The organism is Cellvibrio sp. GW822-FHT04B05, from assembly GCF_058800985.1.
On the sequence record NZ_JBXAMU010000001.1, the window covers coordinates 1,167,036 to 1,181,299 of the forward strand.

The window sequence follows — 14,264 nt, forward strand, 5'->3', positions numbered from 1 at the left end:
AAAAGTGCTATGCGTTTTTTAGGTATCAGGAGTTGGCATGATGGCGGCGTAGCTTTGGTAGAAGATCAGAAGTTGATCTTTTCATACGAAGCAGAAAAGGACTCCATGCCGCGTTTCAGTGAATGCAGGGATTATGGCGATCTTTTCAGGCTGCTGGCTGATTGTCCGCCGGTTGATGTGCTTGCTTATGTTTCCCAATATGAACACAGTAATGGCTTCTCCCATCTTTATACCGGCATCAGTCACACATTGACAAAATCAGATGAATTCCGGTTGTTTGATCGAAAAATATTTACGTATGAATCGACCCATGCCAGATCACATATTTTTTCATCCTGGTCAATGTCCCCTTACCCGGAAGGAACACCATTCTATGCATTAATATGGGAAGGCGTACTCGGCACTTTTTATCATGTTGATGAAAACATGAATATTTTAGAAATGCCAAACCAGAATGAGGCTCATGGAACACTGATGTATGGTCCTGGCTCGGTCTATTCATCATTATTCTTTCTTGCATCCCGTAAGAAAGAAGATTTTTATGATATTTCCCTGGCCGGTAAAGTGATGGCATTGGCGGCCTATGGCAACAAAGATAATAAGCCACGTGATCCTGTTATTTTAACGGCGCTTGATAAATTATTTAGCCGGGAATTTTACTTCAGGAGTCTTGAACTCGATCCAAACGATGCGTATTTCGATGATTTCAATTTCCTGAAAGAAGGGGTTCAATCCCTGATTTTCAAAGATTTTGCCTATCTCGTACAAACCAGGATATTTGAAGTATTCCATAACTATGCCAAAGAGCATGTCACCGAAAAGCTGCCGCTGATCATCGGTGGGGGCTGTGGCCTGAATTGTGATTGGAATAGTGCCTGGAAAGCATCGGGAATATTCTCTGGTGTTTTTGTTCCCCCATGCACTAATGACACCGGTCTGGCCATTGGCTTGGCTGCAGAAGCCCAATATTTCCATACGGGAAAATCAAAAATTTCCTGGTCGCCTTATGCAGGACAAAAATTTGTTCACGATGAAGCTGATTTTTCTGGCTTCAAAGAAACAACACTGGACTATGATTTCCTTGCAGATTTCCTGGCCACCGACAACAGGGTAATCGCATGGCTACAAGGGGCCTGCGAAATTGGACCCCGGGCATTATGTAACCGCTCCTTGCTGGGCGCTCCCTTTCATAAAGCTATGCAAGAGCGTTTAAATGTTATCAAAAATCGTGAGCAGTATCGCCCCATTGCGCCTGTCTGCCTTGAAGAATATGTGAGCGACTATTTTGAATGGGAGGGCGAGTCTCCCTATATGTTGCACTTTCAAAAAGTCAGAATTCCCAACGCTTTACAGGCAGTTACTCATGTCGATAATACGGCTAGGGTACAGACTGTTCGCCGCGATCAAAATGAAAGGATACATGATTTATTAACAGCATTCAGAAATGAGACCGGAATAGGGGTGTTGTGCAATACTTCTTTAAATTTCCTGGGTAAAGGATTTATCAATAGAACCTCAGATGTCGTGAAATACGCACGCCAGGTTGGTCTTGATGGTTTTGTTATCGACGATAAATTTTATATTAAAGAATAAATTGATTATGAATAAAAATAATCGGATAACCATCAATGACAGTTTATGTTTGTCGATAACGGAAAATTTTCTATGAAGGTTCCTGAACTCAAACTGGAAAAATGGTTTAAAGGAAAATCTGCTGCTGTTGCTATTACTCTCGATGACTGGACTCCAGGGCAGTTTGAGCTTGGTGCAGCGGCACTTATGCACATGGGGATGCCGGCCAGCTTTTATGTGACTTTGCACAATATGCAGATGCTGCCCAACTATGATCACTGGGGAAAATTACAGGAGTTGATGAATCACGGCTATGAGATCGGTAATCATACGATGACTCATCAGGATTTGACCACAGCATCAGCGTCAGACTGCATGAGTGAAATATATGATGCCAAAAAAATCATAGACAGCCGCTTGGCAGGTTCATCGGTGGAAACCTTTGCTTATCCATTTGGCAGATTCAATGAAGATGTAATTGAAAAAGTTATGTACGGCCATATTGGTGCCCGGGCGTTTTATTCAGAAATGCCACCGGAAATCGGCAAATGGCCAGAACATATGAATCAGTATGCAGATAAGTTTTTTTACGATTTTGTCGATAGCGAAAAAGATTATTTTTTTGTCAATCAATTCAGGATGAGTGAGGATGTCAGCGCGCCGCAAGTCAAACTGTTTATCCAGCGTGTGGTTAACAATAATGGCCTTGTTCCCCTGGTTTTTCATGGAATTTATAATGAAGTACATCGGTCGGATGCCGATATGTATGATGCCATCCATGAACATCATTTCCAGGATATTCTCAATGCAATTGATTCATTGAAAGAGCAGATATGGATAACAACCTTTGCCAAGGCGATAAAATATCATCGTGCGGCCAGTGCAACATCCATACGCTCAACCTGGTACGAAGATTATCCCGGCGGCGGCTCACGCTACGAATTTCATCTGCGTTCTTCTGATCCGTACTTATCTCCACAATTACATCCACTTACCCTCTCCGCTGATATAGAAGAGGGGCGCTGTTGTGTTTTTGTGAGCCAGGGAGAAAAAGCAATTGAGTTTCGTGTAATGGGAAACAGCGTTCAGTTTGAGGTTGAACCTGTTGAATCTATCATCGCCCTCAGGGTAGATAATATTTAACAATTAATTTCAGGAGTCCTGCTGTCGTGGATAAATACAACGTTATAAAAAATGGAAACTGGTTGTCGTTCCATGATAATTTTGGTTCCGGAGTTTCCTTGCCCGAAGGTGGAGATCTAGTCAGTATCCACAATGGACAACCGCGGGTTAATGTTGTTATGGAACAGGTCGGAAAGCCGGAAAATGACTGGCCTTGGGTTAGCCTCTATTGTTCTATTTATAAAAGTGGTATTCCTGCCAAAATAGGCAAGCATAATAGCCTGTCATTGACCTATGCATCGGATAATGGAGCCAATCTGATCCTGAAGATGGAAACGATAAATCCTGCATCCGGCAAAAAATTCACTTATTCAATCATGCTCCCTGTGGTAATTGAACCGGTGAGCCTGGTTGTGCCGATTGAAAATATTGTCAATGACCAGAGAAATCCGCTTAGCGACAATGAAGAAGTGATTGGATTTTCTTTCTACGGTGACTTTCCCCTTGAGGGCGGAAAATCACACATCAGAATTGAAGACTTCTCTCTGTTGGGATTCAAATCTCCGGATAACAAAATAGCTGAACTTTATAAAAAAATGGATTTGGGTCATATGGCCATAGAATTGTTGAATTGCCACTTCGTATTCGAGTTCCTGACCAAGCACAACATCACCCATACACTGGAAGTCGGCTTGGGCGAAGGCGCCTCGGCTATGGCTATCATGTCAGCAACCGGCCAACAACATACGGCGATTGATCCTTTGACCTTTTGTACCAAAGGAATTGACAATATGAAAGTCATTGGCTTGTTTGACCAACTTCGATTGTTTGAATCACTCTCGCAATTTGCTCTACCGAAGCTATGTGAATCAGAAGAAAAATTTCAATTCAGCTTTGTTGCCGGTGGTTGTAAGTTCGAAGATTTTTTCAATGATTTTACCTATCTCAGCCAAATGACTGAAATGGGCGGTTACATCATGATACCGGATAAAGACTTGGCATCCATGCCAACCTTAATCAGATACATAGCAACCAATCGGCCGGATTTTGTCGCCGTGGAAACACCGGAATATTCCAATATCTGCTTATGGCAAAAAGTGGCTGATGACAAACGCGATTGGGATCACCACGTAGATTTTTAAATCATTATAAAAAATTATGGTTAGCCCATAGATAATATTTTTATCTGAATCGGGTGACTGTTGTTCCTTTATAAGATTTGAAAATATGTAGCTGGAAAAAAATTTTCTTTAAATTATTCTGAGCATGTTAAAAATGTCGGTTAAAAATCATCTATGTTAAACATGCCTGCTGCCGAAAAACTCTATGCCATCATGGGTTATGACCATCGCGGTTGTTCATATCGTTACCGGAATCTGCTCAATGTATTGCAACATTATGCCGCCGATAATCGAGTGCATATATTACTGGTCACTAATATTGCAGAGGACATAAGTACCCGGCATTTACCGGGACTCACGGTTATTTCCCACCGGCAGCAGGGTGCCTATAGCCATAATGAAACCCTGTTGAAGGGATTGGATTTTGCACCTGCCGGAGCAGCTGTCGCATTTGTTGATGCCGATATTATTTTTATCATGGGATCGCTTTATTCTTCGGTAATGCATTTGCAAACACATCAATTAGTTGCTCCTTTGGGCGTTATGCATAACACCGATACACTTGGCAGGCGGCAAGATGCCGGCATTCCGGCAGGGAACCTTGTCGGACGCAAAGAATTATTATTGGAATTAGTACAAGCCACTGGTGGTGATCACATCCGCGGATGGGGTGCAGAAGATGTGGCTTTATTGATTGCGGCGCGGCAACGCGGCATTTTGGTTAAGCGTCATTATGTTGAAACCTTGCATCTCTGGCACCCGGAAGCACCAAAGTCAAACGCGGATCAAGTATTGGAAGATGTGTGCGATATTCTCAACCTGAAGAGGATGGATACCCGGGAGTTTCGTTTGCAGGCATTGCAACCGGTATTCGCACCGGCAGGCTGCTATAACGCCATGCGCGGCATGGGATCAGCGCATTATCTGCGCGAACTTTGCGCCACGGATATCCCCATGGATGTGCATGTCTTGAGTGATGGCAGAAATGATTTTCTCGCTCAGGTTCACCATGCCGGATTGCATATTCACCAAGATAATTTGCCCTGTGAACGCTGCGCTAACAGCGATGAGATTGGCGCTGCAATCTGGGCTGCGCATCACCGGATTGCATCTGACATACAGTCAGAGCCGCGCAATGTGTTGCACAATCTCTGGTACGCGACTGTGGCCCTCGGCTGGTCACTCACTTCCTGGCACAGCGTTAAATCCCTGGTTCAAGGTAACAATGATGATATGCAAATGCTCGAATCTCTGGGACAACGCGGTTTACTGATTGCTTTCAGTGCTGTTCCCCGGGCGAAGAAAATGGAAACGGATGACGCAGGTCTTCTATGAAACTGGCAACCATGTCAGAAAGAGTTGTGTTTTGTTTCTGGACTGACGACACACCCATGTCGCAGAACCGACGCGACAATCTATCAAGTTTGCAAGGCCATATCGGTTGTCCGGTGCATCTGGTCACCAAGGATTCACTGTCCAACTATCTGCTGGCTGGATACCCCTTGCACCCAGCCTATATTTATTTATCGGCAACACACAAAGCAGATTATTTGCGTTGTTATTTTATGCACCATTACGGCGGCGGTTATTGCGACATCAAAAAAATATCCCACGACTGGAATCCCTGTTTTGAGCGGCTCGAAAACCATCCGGAGAAGTGGGCGCTCGGTTATCGTGAAGTGGGTGAGCACGGCGTAGCGATACTGCCGGGAGAACTGGGCGAAACACTGCGCCGCAACTGGTCATTATTATTGGGTAACGGCGCTTATATCTTTAAGCCCGGTACTGCTTTTACCAGGGAGTGGATGGAAAACCTGCACAGGATTCTCGATCAGTTGCTACCGCAACTGAAACAACATCCGGCACGTTTTCCACAAGATTGTCTGGGGGTCAGCTATCAGGGCCGGGTCAGCCATTACCCGATAACCTGGAGTGGTATCGGTGGCAGCATCGTGCATCCATTGTGCCTGAAATATGCCGATAAATTGTTACAGGGATTACCTCTGCCTTCCTTTGAAGATTATCGTTGATCTCCAGCCTCGGCACCCTTGATGCCGGGCTATCGCATTGCATCCAACATAAATGCTTAATAAACCTCGGGTACAAACATCTCTTTCGGCACCGGCCTGCGCACATAATCTGCGTGATGCTCACGCGGCGGCAGCTCAATGGCCGGGCGCTTGATTTCGGTGTAAGGCATTTGCGTAAGTAAATGGTGGATACAATTCAAGCGCGCTTTTTTCTTGTCGATCGCCTCCACCACCCACCAGGGCGCTTCATCGATATGCGTACGCTCCAGCATCACTTCCTTGGCTTTGGTGTACTGCTCCCAGCGCCGCCGCGACTCCAGATCCATGGGGCTTAATTTCCACTGCTTGAGCGGATCGTGAATGCGGCCCATAAAGCGCAGATACTGTTCATCATCGGAAATGGAAAACCAATACTTAATCACCTGGATGCCCGAACGCACCAACATGCGTTCAAAATCCGGCACGGTACGAAAAAATTCTTCGTACTCATTCTCGTTGCAAAACCCCATGACCCGCTCGACCCCGGCGCGGTTGTACCAGCTGCGGTCAAACAGCACAATTTCACCCGCCGCCGGCAAATGCGACACATAGCGCTGGAAATACCACTGGGTGCGCTCGCGCTCGTTGGGCGCCGGCAATGCCGCAACGCGACAGACACGCGGGTTAAGCCGTTGGGTAATGCGCTTGATCACACCCCCTTTGCCCGCCGCATCCCTGCCTTCAAACAAAATCACCACCTTGTGGCCGGTGTGGGCAACCCAATCCTGCAACTTGACCAATTCAATTTGCAGGCGAAACAACTCCTGGAAATACTGGCGACGGGCCTCTTTGCGTCGCAGCACCTCATCGGGCGACTCCCTGGCATACTCCATGCCCGGTATCTGGTCATACATCTGGTCTTCAAATTCCAGCTCAAACTCTTCGTCATAACTGTCGAGCAGGTCATCGCTGATCCGCTGCATGATTTCAGTGTCGGCAAGGTTCATGGGGTTCTCGATAAAGAAAGGGAGTTGTTATAACCCTATCCTAGAGGGGCTTTGTGACACTTTTATAACAAGAGATGGTAGTGCCGGCTTAAGGCTATGGCCTGACTTATTTTTATTTTCCTTCCGGATATTTTCTACAGTGATTTTCCTATGGCCGCTTGGCCGATATCGGCGGATACTGAAAATTGCAATTTGATACGCGCCATCAATCCACATATACTCCAACATATATTTGATTGGATGGGGCAACCGCAATGGGGCAAGTGACTATTTATCTTGAAGATGAGCTGGAAGCTAAAATGGTAGCCGATGCCAAAGCCCGGAAACTCTCTAAAAGCAAATGGATTGCCGCTGTCATTCGTGAAAAATTGACCAACGAATGGCCACATGAAGTGCGCGAAACCGCCGGTAGCTGGGGGGACTTTCCCTCACTCGAAGAAATACGCGGCGAAGCGCACCTCGATAGCAAGCGGGAAAGCCTCTAAATGTGGGTACTGGACACCAACACCCTGATCTACTTCTTCAAGGGCATGGGCCGTGTATCCGAAACACTGTTAAGCCATTCCCCCGGCGACATTGCTATTCCCGCCATTGTGCTTTATGAACTGGAAGTCGGTATCGCCAAATCCACTGCGCCGCGTAGACGCCGCCAACAACTAAAAGCACTCACCGACGCTACCCAATTACTACCTTTTGGTTCAGCAGAAGCTGAGGCCGCCGCTCATATCCGCGCCAGCCTGGAAAAACACGGCCAGCCGATAGGGCCTTACGACGTACTTATTGCCGCTACCGCCTTGGCACAAAAGGCCACACTGGTGACTCGCAACACACGTGAATTTGAGCGAATTAAACATCTGGATCTTGAAGATTGGTTTTAGCCAAGTCAGTTGAAATTCATTAAGTTCTAACTTGTTCATGGACTAGGCTAACGTCGTTGACACAGGCCCAGTAACAGCGAAGTCCAGCCCCAGTTTACTGGGGCGATATACTCAGCTTGTTAGGCTCTGTAGTGGTTATTGATGTTGCCAGCACTATATAAACCAAGCTACCCACCGGATGAAGCTGAAAGGATGATTTGGCCCGGATTAATAGTGACTTGCAGTTCTGTACCAATAGGGAGGTTGGCTTGGCTTAACCAATACCCTTTGATGAGAATGAATGGCACGGGCTCAGGGTAGGGGTTTTTCTGGAAGGTTTTGCCTTGATAGCAATGCTCATAATGCCCTTTGCGGACTTTGAGCTGGCGGTGGTAGGGAAATTTTGCAGCCGAGCGGGACTCTGGCTTATCATTGCGCTTAGCCATGATGGACTCCTAGAAAGTCTGTTGTGGTTAGCTGCCTCTGGGTGTTCTCAGCACTCAGGGGTAGCGACTTGAATTTACGTAACTATTTTGCTTGGATGCTCCTTTGATTGGGTTGCAAGCAAAAACAATGAAACACCAAGAAGCTGTATAAATCAACAGTTTCTTGGTGTTTTTTTATGGTTGAAATTTAAAAGAGTTTTTACGCTTAACACTTTGCTCACCGGAAAATTGCGAGCGTAGCGAGTAATTTTTCCTATAGCAGCAATTTGTTAGGAGCTGTATGCGAGATACAAAAAACTAAACAGCCATAACGCAAAGAACACGAATGCAATTGGTTTCTCTGGAAAGACATGATTTATAATACGAGCACTGAGTATCGGTACAGCAACAACGCTCCATGCGATAAGGGCTGTAGGAGCTGCATAAAACCAAGATATTAAGTAGAAAAAAACCACAATACCAACATAAATTCCAAATACAATTAAAGCTTCGTAAGCGAGGCCATTTCCGTTAGGGAAGTCGACTAATGGCGCAAAACTAATTTGCATAATTGAATAAAGTAAGTTGGTGAATCCAACGTCTGTTAACACATCCATAATTGGAAACAGGAGCGAGCCCCCACCGAAAAAAAGTAACCACTGGCCAGCTTCTTTTAGAACCTCCTTATGTTTTAGAACCCAAAATAGAGACCCTGCAAACAGGCTAGATACGAGAAAAACAATAGAAAGTACAAAGACTAGTTGTTGAGAGTGTAACCCAAGAATACTAATTAATATGATCCCGCAGAATGATGTGCCAGCTAGGAATCCGAATAGTCTAAACAACAGTCGTACAGTTTCTGAAGGTTTCTTGTCCTTCAATTCTTGAAGCAAATGCATAAACCCTTTTTCCAAGCTTGCAACTAATGCTTTAGCTCTTTCATGCTGTGCCAACATCCCACCCATAAAGTATGCGGAGCTAAGCACATTTGCGATTATTGCTATTTCTTTCACGAGGATTGATTCTCCTTGCGCATAACGTTTTACATAAGCGGCGCTTGGCACCCAAAGGGAGTATATTTGATGTGTTTGTTAGGCATTTGATAACTTCCAATCAGGCTTTAACCTATATAGAACTCTAGTTCCGCCTTTGTGAGTCACTTCTTCATAAGTATCAAATATTTCAGATGCAAGAATAAGGCTCTTCAACGATTTATGGCCATACCTTTCTTTCAGCAGAGCAAGTTCCTCTGGAGCATGTTGCTTAACAAGCTGACCGGCAGTGTTCATTAATGTCCATCCATCTGATCTTTGCATTTGAATCGCAATGTCAACAAGTAAAAGAACTAACTGACTTTGTCTTAAAAAAGATAACTCAAAATGTTTTTCACCTTCCTCTGAGCTGAGAAAGCGAGAGAGCTGTCTTCTTCCTTCGTCAAGGGCTTTTGCTATAGCTTTTATTTCTCTAATTTCTTGACGTACTTTTTCGCTTTGGGTATCAAGTTTTTTTTCGACTTCCTTACAGCTTTGTAAAGAGTTTGTGTCAAAATCAGGAAGCAGATGATGAACCAATTCATTTCTTTCGGAAACCATTCTAGATAAGGCTTCTTTTTTAGCTTTATAGTAAGTCGAATTGCATTCGAATCGGAAACTAAAGGAAACGTATGCTTCCTCTATGTCTTCAGGCTCTTCTGGTTTATCCTCATAATCAGGGTTGGTGTTTTCAATATACTGACCAACTAATTGGCCCATGGTTTGTTTATTTATACTAGCAATTTGCTTAGCCTTTATACTTTCTAATTCACTTGCATGGCCAGAGACTTTTCCATTTGCAACAATAAACTTCAGCAAATACTCAAGTTGTTGGAAGAGCATTATATTTCTTCCAATCTTTCGCAATACTTCGTTAACTGGGTCATCTAAAGACATGGTGGTTCTAATGCTCAGCAGATATGCCGTTGGTACGGCTTGTAAACTTAACATTCATAGTTCTTTACATGATTGATCATATATTCAGTGGCAGTTTCATAGGTATGTTGCTTTTCATCAAAAAGAACATAAACAGCGCCGTGAGATTGGAAAAATTTACCATGCGTAGTTAAATAAGAGCCATTGTAGCCATTTTTCGTTAAATACGAATCACATTCTTTTGACCAATGTTCGACCATATATGATGAGACTAGGTAGTCATCTTCATCTGAAACAATTCCGTCAGTATTCAGTTTGCAAACCAAATTATTGATTGTTTCATGTTCAGCTCGCTTCAGGATATCAATTACTTTCTCGTGCTCCATAGCTATCTCGGAAGTTAGTGTTATGTTTAACCGCACTTTGTAAGAGACGAATTAAAATAATGCTTTGCGTAGCGATATTGATTTTTTACCACAGTCGCTTGTTAGAGCCTTTTGCTGAAAAACTGGTCGGACTTTCCGCTGTCAATAAATTCAAAAACGAGTTCCATTGCCATTATTTCCGTTTCATACAGGGTTTTTCCCTTAACTTCATTCAGCACTAAACGAAACCCATTTATCTCTTTAGAAATAAGAACTGACACGCCTTTTTGTTTAATATATAAACAACCGTTATCGTTTCGCTTCCAACGAGAACTGCAGAGGAATTTTTCTTTGCGATCTATTTTTCGTCTTAAGGTTGATGCGGTTTCAGTTTCGGTCAAAGTGTCACAACAAACTGTGCCAACTGTTAATGTTGGCCACTTTTCATGTGATACATAAAATTCGTACCTAAGTGAACTACCGCAAAGCTCACATGTACCAATAAGATCACCCAAATCAAAATCACCTGCATATTCCCAGCCAGTTTTTGGAGGAATTATTCCGTGCTCAGCAGCATGGCAGCCTTTGCAAAGTGTTTCGCATGAACTATATGGATATTCCCAAGGTAATTTTCCGGGAATATATTCTTTGTGATGTACTTGCAATACAACGCCATTCTCTTGGTCTCGCCCACACTCACGGCACCGGTCTCCATCAAGTTCAATGACCTCTTTCCGAAAGGCAGACCATTCATTTTTTCTGTAATTTTTCATTACTGGAATCTATGTGGCCCTAACGCCCAGTTTTCGCCGTGGTGCTGATTGTTAGGTGCTAATTGCATTAGTAAAAGTTATTTTGTTACCAAAAGGATCAGCAATAGCCATGTTTTTACTACCCCAAGGCATTTCTTGAATTCCCGGTTTGGCGAATTTGTAGTTCTTTTGATTTAGCTCTTCACAAAATGATTCTAATTCATCAGTTTCTATATTGATTGCACAACCTGGACTACAACCACCATGGTGCTCTGTCAATAGTAAAAGGCACTCTCCTTTTGAAATTTGCATGTACAAGGGAGCGCCGTCAAAGTCACGGTGCTCAAAATCGATTTTAAATCCCAAAAAATCAACATAGAACTCTTTAGCTTTATCTTCATCGAAGATCCGAATTAGCGGAGCTATTCTGGTAAATGGCATTTCTTCTGTTCCTTATTTTGCCTAAAAGTTTATTTAATTAACCAAGACCGTATATTTACCGGTGTTTTATTTTTCATCTCTTTAAAATAATTAATAAAAAGCTTAGCCAAAAATCCAAGTAAAACTGGAGCTATATACATTAATAAAAATAAAGATATACGACTCATTTTTTCGCGTTGAGATCCCACGTTGAATTAATACTATCTATTTCGCAGGCTGACACAAATTTCATCATATTACGCGGAGGCAGACACCACAATAAACCGTAACTCAGGTTTATTTATCCCCCATGCTGTGCCCAAAACTCGGCTGGGGTGACGATGGGATAGCGATTCACCAGCGCTAGCAAGTCTTTGTCGCCAGTAATCAGGTAATTCGCTTTGCTGGCCAAGAGTGTTTGCAATACAGGTTGGTCGGCTGGGTCGCGGAGTTGTTCGTCCTGGGCGCCTGCGGGTTCGACGACATCGGCCAGGAACATAAAGCTGTCGGCAAGGTCGCGGATTTCGGTGGCGCTTAATGTCACTCGGGATAGTCGCGGCAGTACCCGCACCATCTCGTCCAGAATGTAACGCGACAGCACGACATCCAGCCCGCCCTGGCGCCAGGCTGTGACGATGCGCCCCGGAATGCTGCCCGGATAGGCCAGGCCCGATACCAGCACGTTGGTATCGAGTACGACACGCAGCCCCGCCATTAGTCTTGCTTCCGCTCGGCTGCCACGGCGGCGTCGATTTCGGCAAGGCCTTCCTCAATGGGCACATCGCTATAGCCTTCGGCGATTCGGTCACTCAGCGCATCGAAACGCTCGCGCATACGCCGGATGCGGGCGAACAGCTCAGCGTCAACCAGGGCTGCCACGGGCTTACCGTCTTTGTTGATGACAATACTGTCGTTGCGGTATTGCACCTGGTTGAGCATCTCGCCCAGGTTTTGTCGGAAATTAACGGCGTTGACTTCAGTGATCATAGGTACCTCCATACCATTATGATTGATGTGGTCATTATGGTCTTGTTAGGGTGTGGTGTCCATGTGTTGGTTATTTGAAGTTCAGTTGAGGATTTACCCAATCCCCGGCAACCTTTTCCGACTAAACCCCGTCAACCCCACCAACAACACCGTAGTAGTCAAAATCGCCACCAGACTCATTGCCATACCCACTCCCGGTGATCCCTGTTCAAACTGACCGAACACAAAAGTGGACACCGTTTGCATCCCCGCCGGGGTGACCATCAGTGAGGCGACCAGTTCGCGGGAGGCGAAGACCATGAGCATGGTGACTGGCAGGCCTGCTGTTTCTGACGATATGTCGATATCATCGACCTATAAATATAATGTGTCGAAAAATATTGATATAATCGACATATGTGTGCGAGCATGGCATCTACATACATAAACCCTCCTGGTGATACCGCAGGACGATAATTAGGATAGGGGTGCCAAACTGCCTATGCCAGAGTTTTACCCCAACAGGCCCTACAACGACCTGCCACCCTTGCCGCCTTCGATGGAACTGGAGACTCGTGCCTGCCTCAAGGCTTGCATTGAGGCTCGCAGTGCCTTGGCCGAACTCAAGCAGGCTGGTGAACTGATTCCTAACCAAGCCATGCTGATCAACACCATCCCCTTGCTGGAAGCCAAGGGCAGCTCGGAAATCGAAAACATCGTTACCACCACCGACAAGCTTTTCGAGTACGCCCAGGCTGACGAGCTGCGCGCCGACCCGGCCACCAAAGAGGCACTGCGCTATCGCACGGCCTTGTGGCAGGGCTATCAATCCCTGGCCGAGCGGCCCTTGTCCACCAACACGGCTGTGGCTATCTGCTCCACCATTAAGGGCGTGACCATGGATATCCGCCGAGTACCCGGTACTACCCTCGGCAACCCGGCCACAGGGGAAACCATCTATACCCCGCCGGAAGGCGAAGCCCTGCTGCGCGATAAACTGGCCAACTGGGAGCAGTTTCTGCACGGTGCTGAACACTTGGACCCGCTGATCCGCATGGCGGTGGCTCATTACCAGTTTGAGGCCATTCACCCCTTTACTGATGGCAACGGCCGCACTGGGCGCGTTATCAATCTGCTCTATCTGCTGCAACAGCAACTGCTCAGTATTCCGGTGCTGTATCTCAGCCGCTACATCATCCAGCACAAGGCGGATTACTACCGGCTGCTGCGAGATGTCACCGAACACGGCGCTTGGGAGCCCTGGGTACTCTATATGCTGGAAGCCGTACGCAGTACCGCCCATTGGACGCGCAACAAGATCATGGCCATCCGCCAGTTGCAGGAACACACCGCTGACCATGTGCGTGAGCGTCTACCTGCAATCTACAGCCGCGAACTGGTGGAACTGATTTTTACCCAGCCCTACTGCCGCATTGCCAATCTGGTAGAGGAGGGCATCGCCAAACGGCAAACCGCTTCGGTTTACCTGAAAGAGCTGCACGCGATTGGTGTACTGCGCGAACAAAAAGCCGGTCGCGATAAGTTGTTTCTGCATCCCAAACTGTTGCAACTGCTGGGCAGTGACAACAACGATTTTTTGTCCTATATGAACAATTAAACGGACACAGGAAGCCCCATAAATCACACCGACCAATACTGTCGTTCACAGTGATTAATTCTTTATAGGCTCGTTTATCTTGTTACCTTAGCAACAACCCGGTTGGATCAGGGCTTAAGAAAG

General features: G+C 45.6%; 17 protein-coding genes. 8 read left to right on the forward strand and 9 right to left on the reverse strand.

Going from position 1 to position 14,264, the window contains the following annotated elements:
• The first annotated feature begins 9 nt into the window (after nt 1-9).
• The 5 genes from AC1RJL_RS04765 to AC1RJL_RS04785 all read left to right on the forward strand — a co-directional run bounded on the left by AC1RJL_RS04765 (nt 10) and on the right by AC1RJL_RS04785 (nt 5,845).
• On the forward strand, nt 10-1,593 hold the full coding sequence (locus AC1RJL_RS04765) for a carbamoyltransferase C-terminal domain-containing protein (protein WP_492911593.1): 1,584 nt from the start codon (nt 10-12) through the stop codon (nt 1,591-1,593).
• A gap of 45 nt (nt 1,594-1,638) precedes the next feature.
• Nucleotides 1,639-2,715 carry a polysaccharide deacetylase family protein gene (locus tag AC1RJL_RS04770; RefSeq protein ID WP_492911594.1) on the forward strand — a complete coding sequence of 359 codons (1,077 nt, stop codon included), beginning with the start codon at nt 1,639-1,641 and terminating at the stop codon, nt 2,713-2,715.
• Between the two features lie 26 nt (nt 2,716-2,741).
• On the forward strand, nt 2,742-3,836 hold the full coding sequence (locus tag AC1RJL_RS04775) for a hypothetical protein (RefSeq protein ID WP_492911595.1): 1,095 nt from the start codon (nt 2,742-2,744) through the stop codon (nt 3,834-3,836).
• Nucleotides 3,837-3,989: 153 nt separating this feature from the next.
• Entirely contained in the window at nt 3,990-5,150 is a 1,161-nt protein-coding gene (locus tag AC1RJL_RS04780; protein ID WP_492911596.1) for a hypothetical protein, read from the forward strand.
• Nucleotides 5,147-5,845 carry a glycosyltransferase family 32 protein gene (locus AC1RJL_RS04785; RefSeq protein WP_492911597.1) on the forward strand — a complete coding sequence of 233 codons (699 nt, stop codon included), beginning with the start codon at nt 5,147-5,149 and terminating at the stop codon, nt 5,843-5,845. The genes AC1RJL_RS04780 and AC1RJL_RS04785 overlap by 4 nt, the downstream gene beginning before the upstream one ends.
• A 56-nt stretch (nt 5,846-5,901) precedes the next feature.
• Here AC1RJL_RS04785 and ppk2 read toward each other — a convergent pair whose 3' ends face one another.
• A complete protein-coding gene (ppk2, locus tag AC1RJL_RS04790) occupies nt 5,902-6,831 on the reverse strand; it encodes a polyphosphate kinase 2 (RefSeq protein WP_492911598.1) in 930 nt (309 codons plus the stop codon).
• Between the two features lie 254 nt (nt 6,832-7,085).
• Here ppk2 and AC1RJL_RS04795 point away from each other — a divergent pair, with 254 nt between their 5' ends.
• Together AC1RJL_RS04795 and AC1RJL_RS04800 are read left to right on the forward strand one after the other, a co-directional pair.
• The gene (locus AC1RJL_RS04795) at nt 7,086-7,316 is read left to right on the forward strand and encodes a CopG family transcriptional regulator (protein ID WP_492911599.1); all 231 of its coding nucleotides are present in this window, start codon (nt 7,086-7,088) and stop codon (nt 7,314-7,316) included.
• Nucleotides 7,317-7,709, forward strand: coding sequence for a type II toxin-antitoxin system VapC family toxin (locus AC1RJL_RS04800; RefSeq protein WP_492911600.1), 393 nt, complete (start codon nt 7,317-7,319; stop codon nt 7,707-7,709). It begins immediately after the preceding gene.
• A gap of 167 nt (nt 7,710-7,876) precedes the next feature.
• On the opposite strand, the gene AC1RJL_RS04805 is transcribed toward AC1RJL_RS04800, so the two are convergent.
• The 8 genes from AC1RJL_RS04805 to AC1RJL_RS04840 form a co-directional block, all read right to left on the reverse strand.
• On the reverse strand, nt 7,877-8,134 hold the full coding sequence (locus tag AC1RJL_RS04805) for a SymE family type I addiction module toxin (protein ID WP_492911601.1): 258 nt from the start codon (nt 8,132-8,134) through the stop codon (nt 7,877-7,879).
• 269 nt (nt 8,135-8,403) lie between these two features.
• Nucleotides 8,404-9,126, reverse strand: a complete 723-nt coding sequence (locus tag AC1RJL_RS04810; protein ID WP_492911602.1) for a hypothetical protein — start codon at nt 9,124-9,126, stop codon at nt 8,404-8,406.
• Between the two features lie 78 nt (nt 9,127-9,204).
• Nucleotides 9,205-10,095, reverse strand: coding sequence for a hypothetical protein (locus AC1RJL_RS04815; protein WP_492911603.1), 891 nt, complete (start codon nt 10,093-10,095; stop codon nt 9,205-9,207).
• Nucleotides 10,089-10,406, reverse strand: coding sequence for a hypothetical protein (locus AC1RJL_RS04820; RefSeq protein ID WP_492911604.1), 318 nt, complete (start codon nt 10,404-10,406; stop codon nt 10,089-10,091). The genes AC1RJL_RS04815 and AC1RJL_RS04820 overlap by 7 nt, the downstream gene beginning before the upstream one ends.
• 101 nt (nt 10,407-10,507) lie before the next feature.
• Nucleotides 10,508-11,158 (reverse strand): HNH endonuclease, encoded by a 651-nt coding sequence (locus AC1RJL_RS04825; protein WP_492911605.1) that lies wholly within the window; start codon nt 11,156-11,158, stop codon nt 10,508-10,510.
• Between the two features lie 51 nt (nt 11,159-11,209).
• Nucleotides 11,210-11,578, reverse strand: coding sequence for a glyoxalase superfamily protein (locus AC1RJL_RS04830; RefSeq protein ID WP_492911606.1), 369 nt, complete (start codon nt 11,576-11,578; stop codon nt 11,210-11,212).
• A gap of 280 nt (nt 11,579-11,858) precedes the next feature.
• Entirely contained in the window at nt 11,859-12,272 is a 414-nt protein-coding gene (locus AC1RJL_RS04835; protein WP_492911607.1) for a putative toxin-antitoxin system toxin component, PIN family, read from the reverse strand.
• Nucleotides 12,272-12,544, reverse strand: coding sequence for a type II toxin-antitoxin system prevent-host-death family antitoxin (locus AC1RJL_RS04840; protein ID WP_492911608.1), 273 nt, complete (start codon nt 12,542-12,544; stop codon nt 12,272-12,274). Before AC1RJL_RS04840 ends, AC1RJL_RS04835 begins: the two co-directional genes overlap by 1 nt.
• 481 nt (nt 12,545-13,025) lie before the next feature.
• Between AC1RJL_RS04840 and fic the strand changes: the two genes are divergently transcribed.
• A complete protein-coding gene (gene fic, locus AC1RJL_RS04845) occupies nt 13,026-14,141 on the forward strand; it encodes a protein adenylyltransferase Fic (RefSeq protein WP_492911609.1) in 1,116 nt (371 codons plus the stop codon).
• The last annotated feature ends 123 nt before the right edge of the window (nt 14,142-14,264 follow it).

Excerpts from the sequence above, each read along its gene's own strand:
- AC1RJL_RS04800 (WP_492911600.1), top strand. The coding sequence starts at position 7,317 with ATGTGGGTACTGGACACCAACACCCTGATCTACTTCTTCAAGGGCATG.
- AC1RJL_RS04805 (WP_492911601.1), bottom strand. The coding sequence starts at position 8,134 with ATGGCTAAGCGCAATGATAAGCCAGAGTCCCGCTCGGCTGCAAAATTT.
- AC1RJL_RS04835 (WP_492911607.1), bottom strand. The coding sequence starts at position 12,272 with ATGGCGGGGCTGCGTGTCGTACTCGATACCAACGTGCTGGTATCGGGC.
- AC1RJL_RS04820 (WP_492911604.1), bottom strand. The coding sequence starts at position 10,406 with ATGGAGCACGAGAAAGTAATTGATATCCTGAAGCGAGCTGAACATGAA.
- AC1RJL_RS04785 (WP_492911597.1), top strand. The coding sequence starts at position 5,147 with ATGAAACTGGCAACCATGTCAGAAAGAGTTGTGTTTTGTTTCTGGACT.
- AC1RJL_RS04825 (WP_492911605.1), bottom strand. The coding sequence starts at position 11,158 with ATGAAAAATTACAGAAAAAATGAATGGTCTGCCTTTCGGAAAGAGGTC.
- AC1RJL_RS04780 (WP_492911596.1), top strand. The coding sequence starts at position 3,990 with ATGTTAAACATGCCTGCTGCCGAAAAACTCTATGCCATCATGGGTTAT.
- AC1RJL_RS04830 (WP_492911606.1), bottom strand. The coding sequence starts at position 11,578 with ATGCCATTTACCAGAATAGCTCCGCTAATTCGGATCTTCGATGAAGAT.
- AC1RJL_RS04770 (WP_492911594.1), top strand. The coding sequence starts at position 1,639 with ATGTTTGTCGATAACGGAAAATTTTCTATGAAGGTTCCTGAACTCAAA.
- AC1RJL_RS04795 (WP_492911599.1), top strand. The coding sequence starts at position 7,086 with ATGGGGCAAGTGACTATTTATCTTGAAGATGAGCTGGAAGCTAAAATG.
- ppk2 (WP_492911598.1), bottom strand. The coding sequence starts at position 6,831 with ATGAACCTTGCCGACACTGAAATCATGCAGCGGATCAGCGATGACCTG.
- AC1RJL_RS04815 (WP_492911603.1), bottom strand. The coding sequence starts at position 10,095 with ATGTTAAGTTTACAAGCCGTACCAACGGCATATCTGCTGAGCATTAGA.
- fic (WP_492911609.1), top strand. The coding sequence starts at position 13,026 with ATGCCAGAGTTTTACCCCAACAGGCCCTACAACGACCTGCCACCCTTG.
- AC1RJL_RS04765 (WP_492911593.1), top strand. The coding sequence starts at position 10 with ATGCGTTTTTTAGGTATCAGGAGTTGGCATGATGGCGGCGTAGCTTTG.
- AC1RJL_RS04840 (WP_492911608.1), bottom strand. The coding sequence starts at position 12,544 with ATGATCACTGAAGTCAACGCCGTTAATTTCCGACAAAACCTGGGCGAG.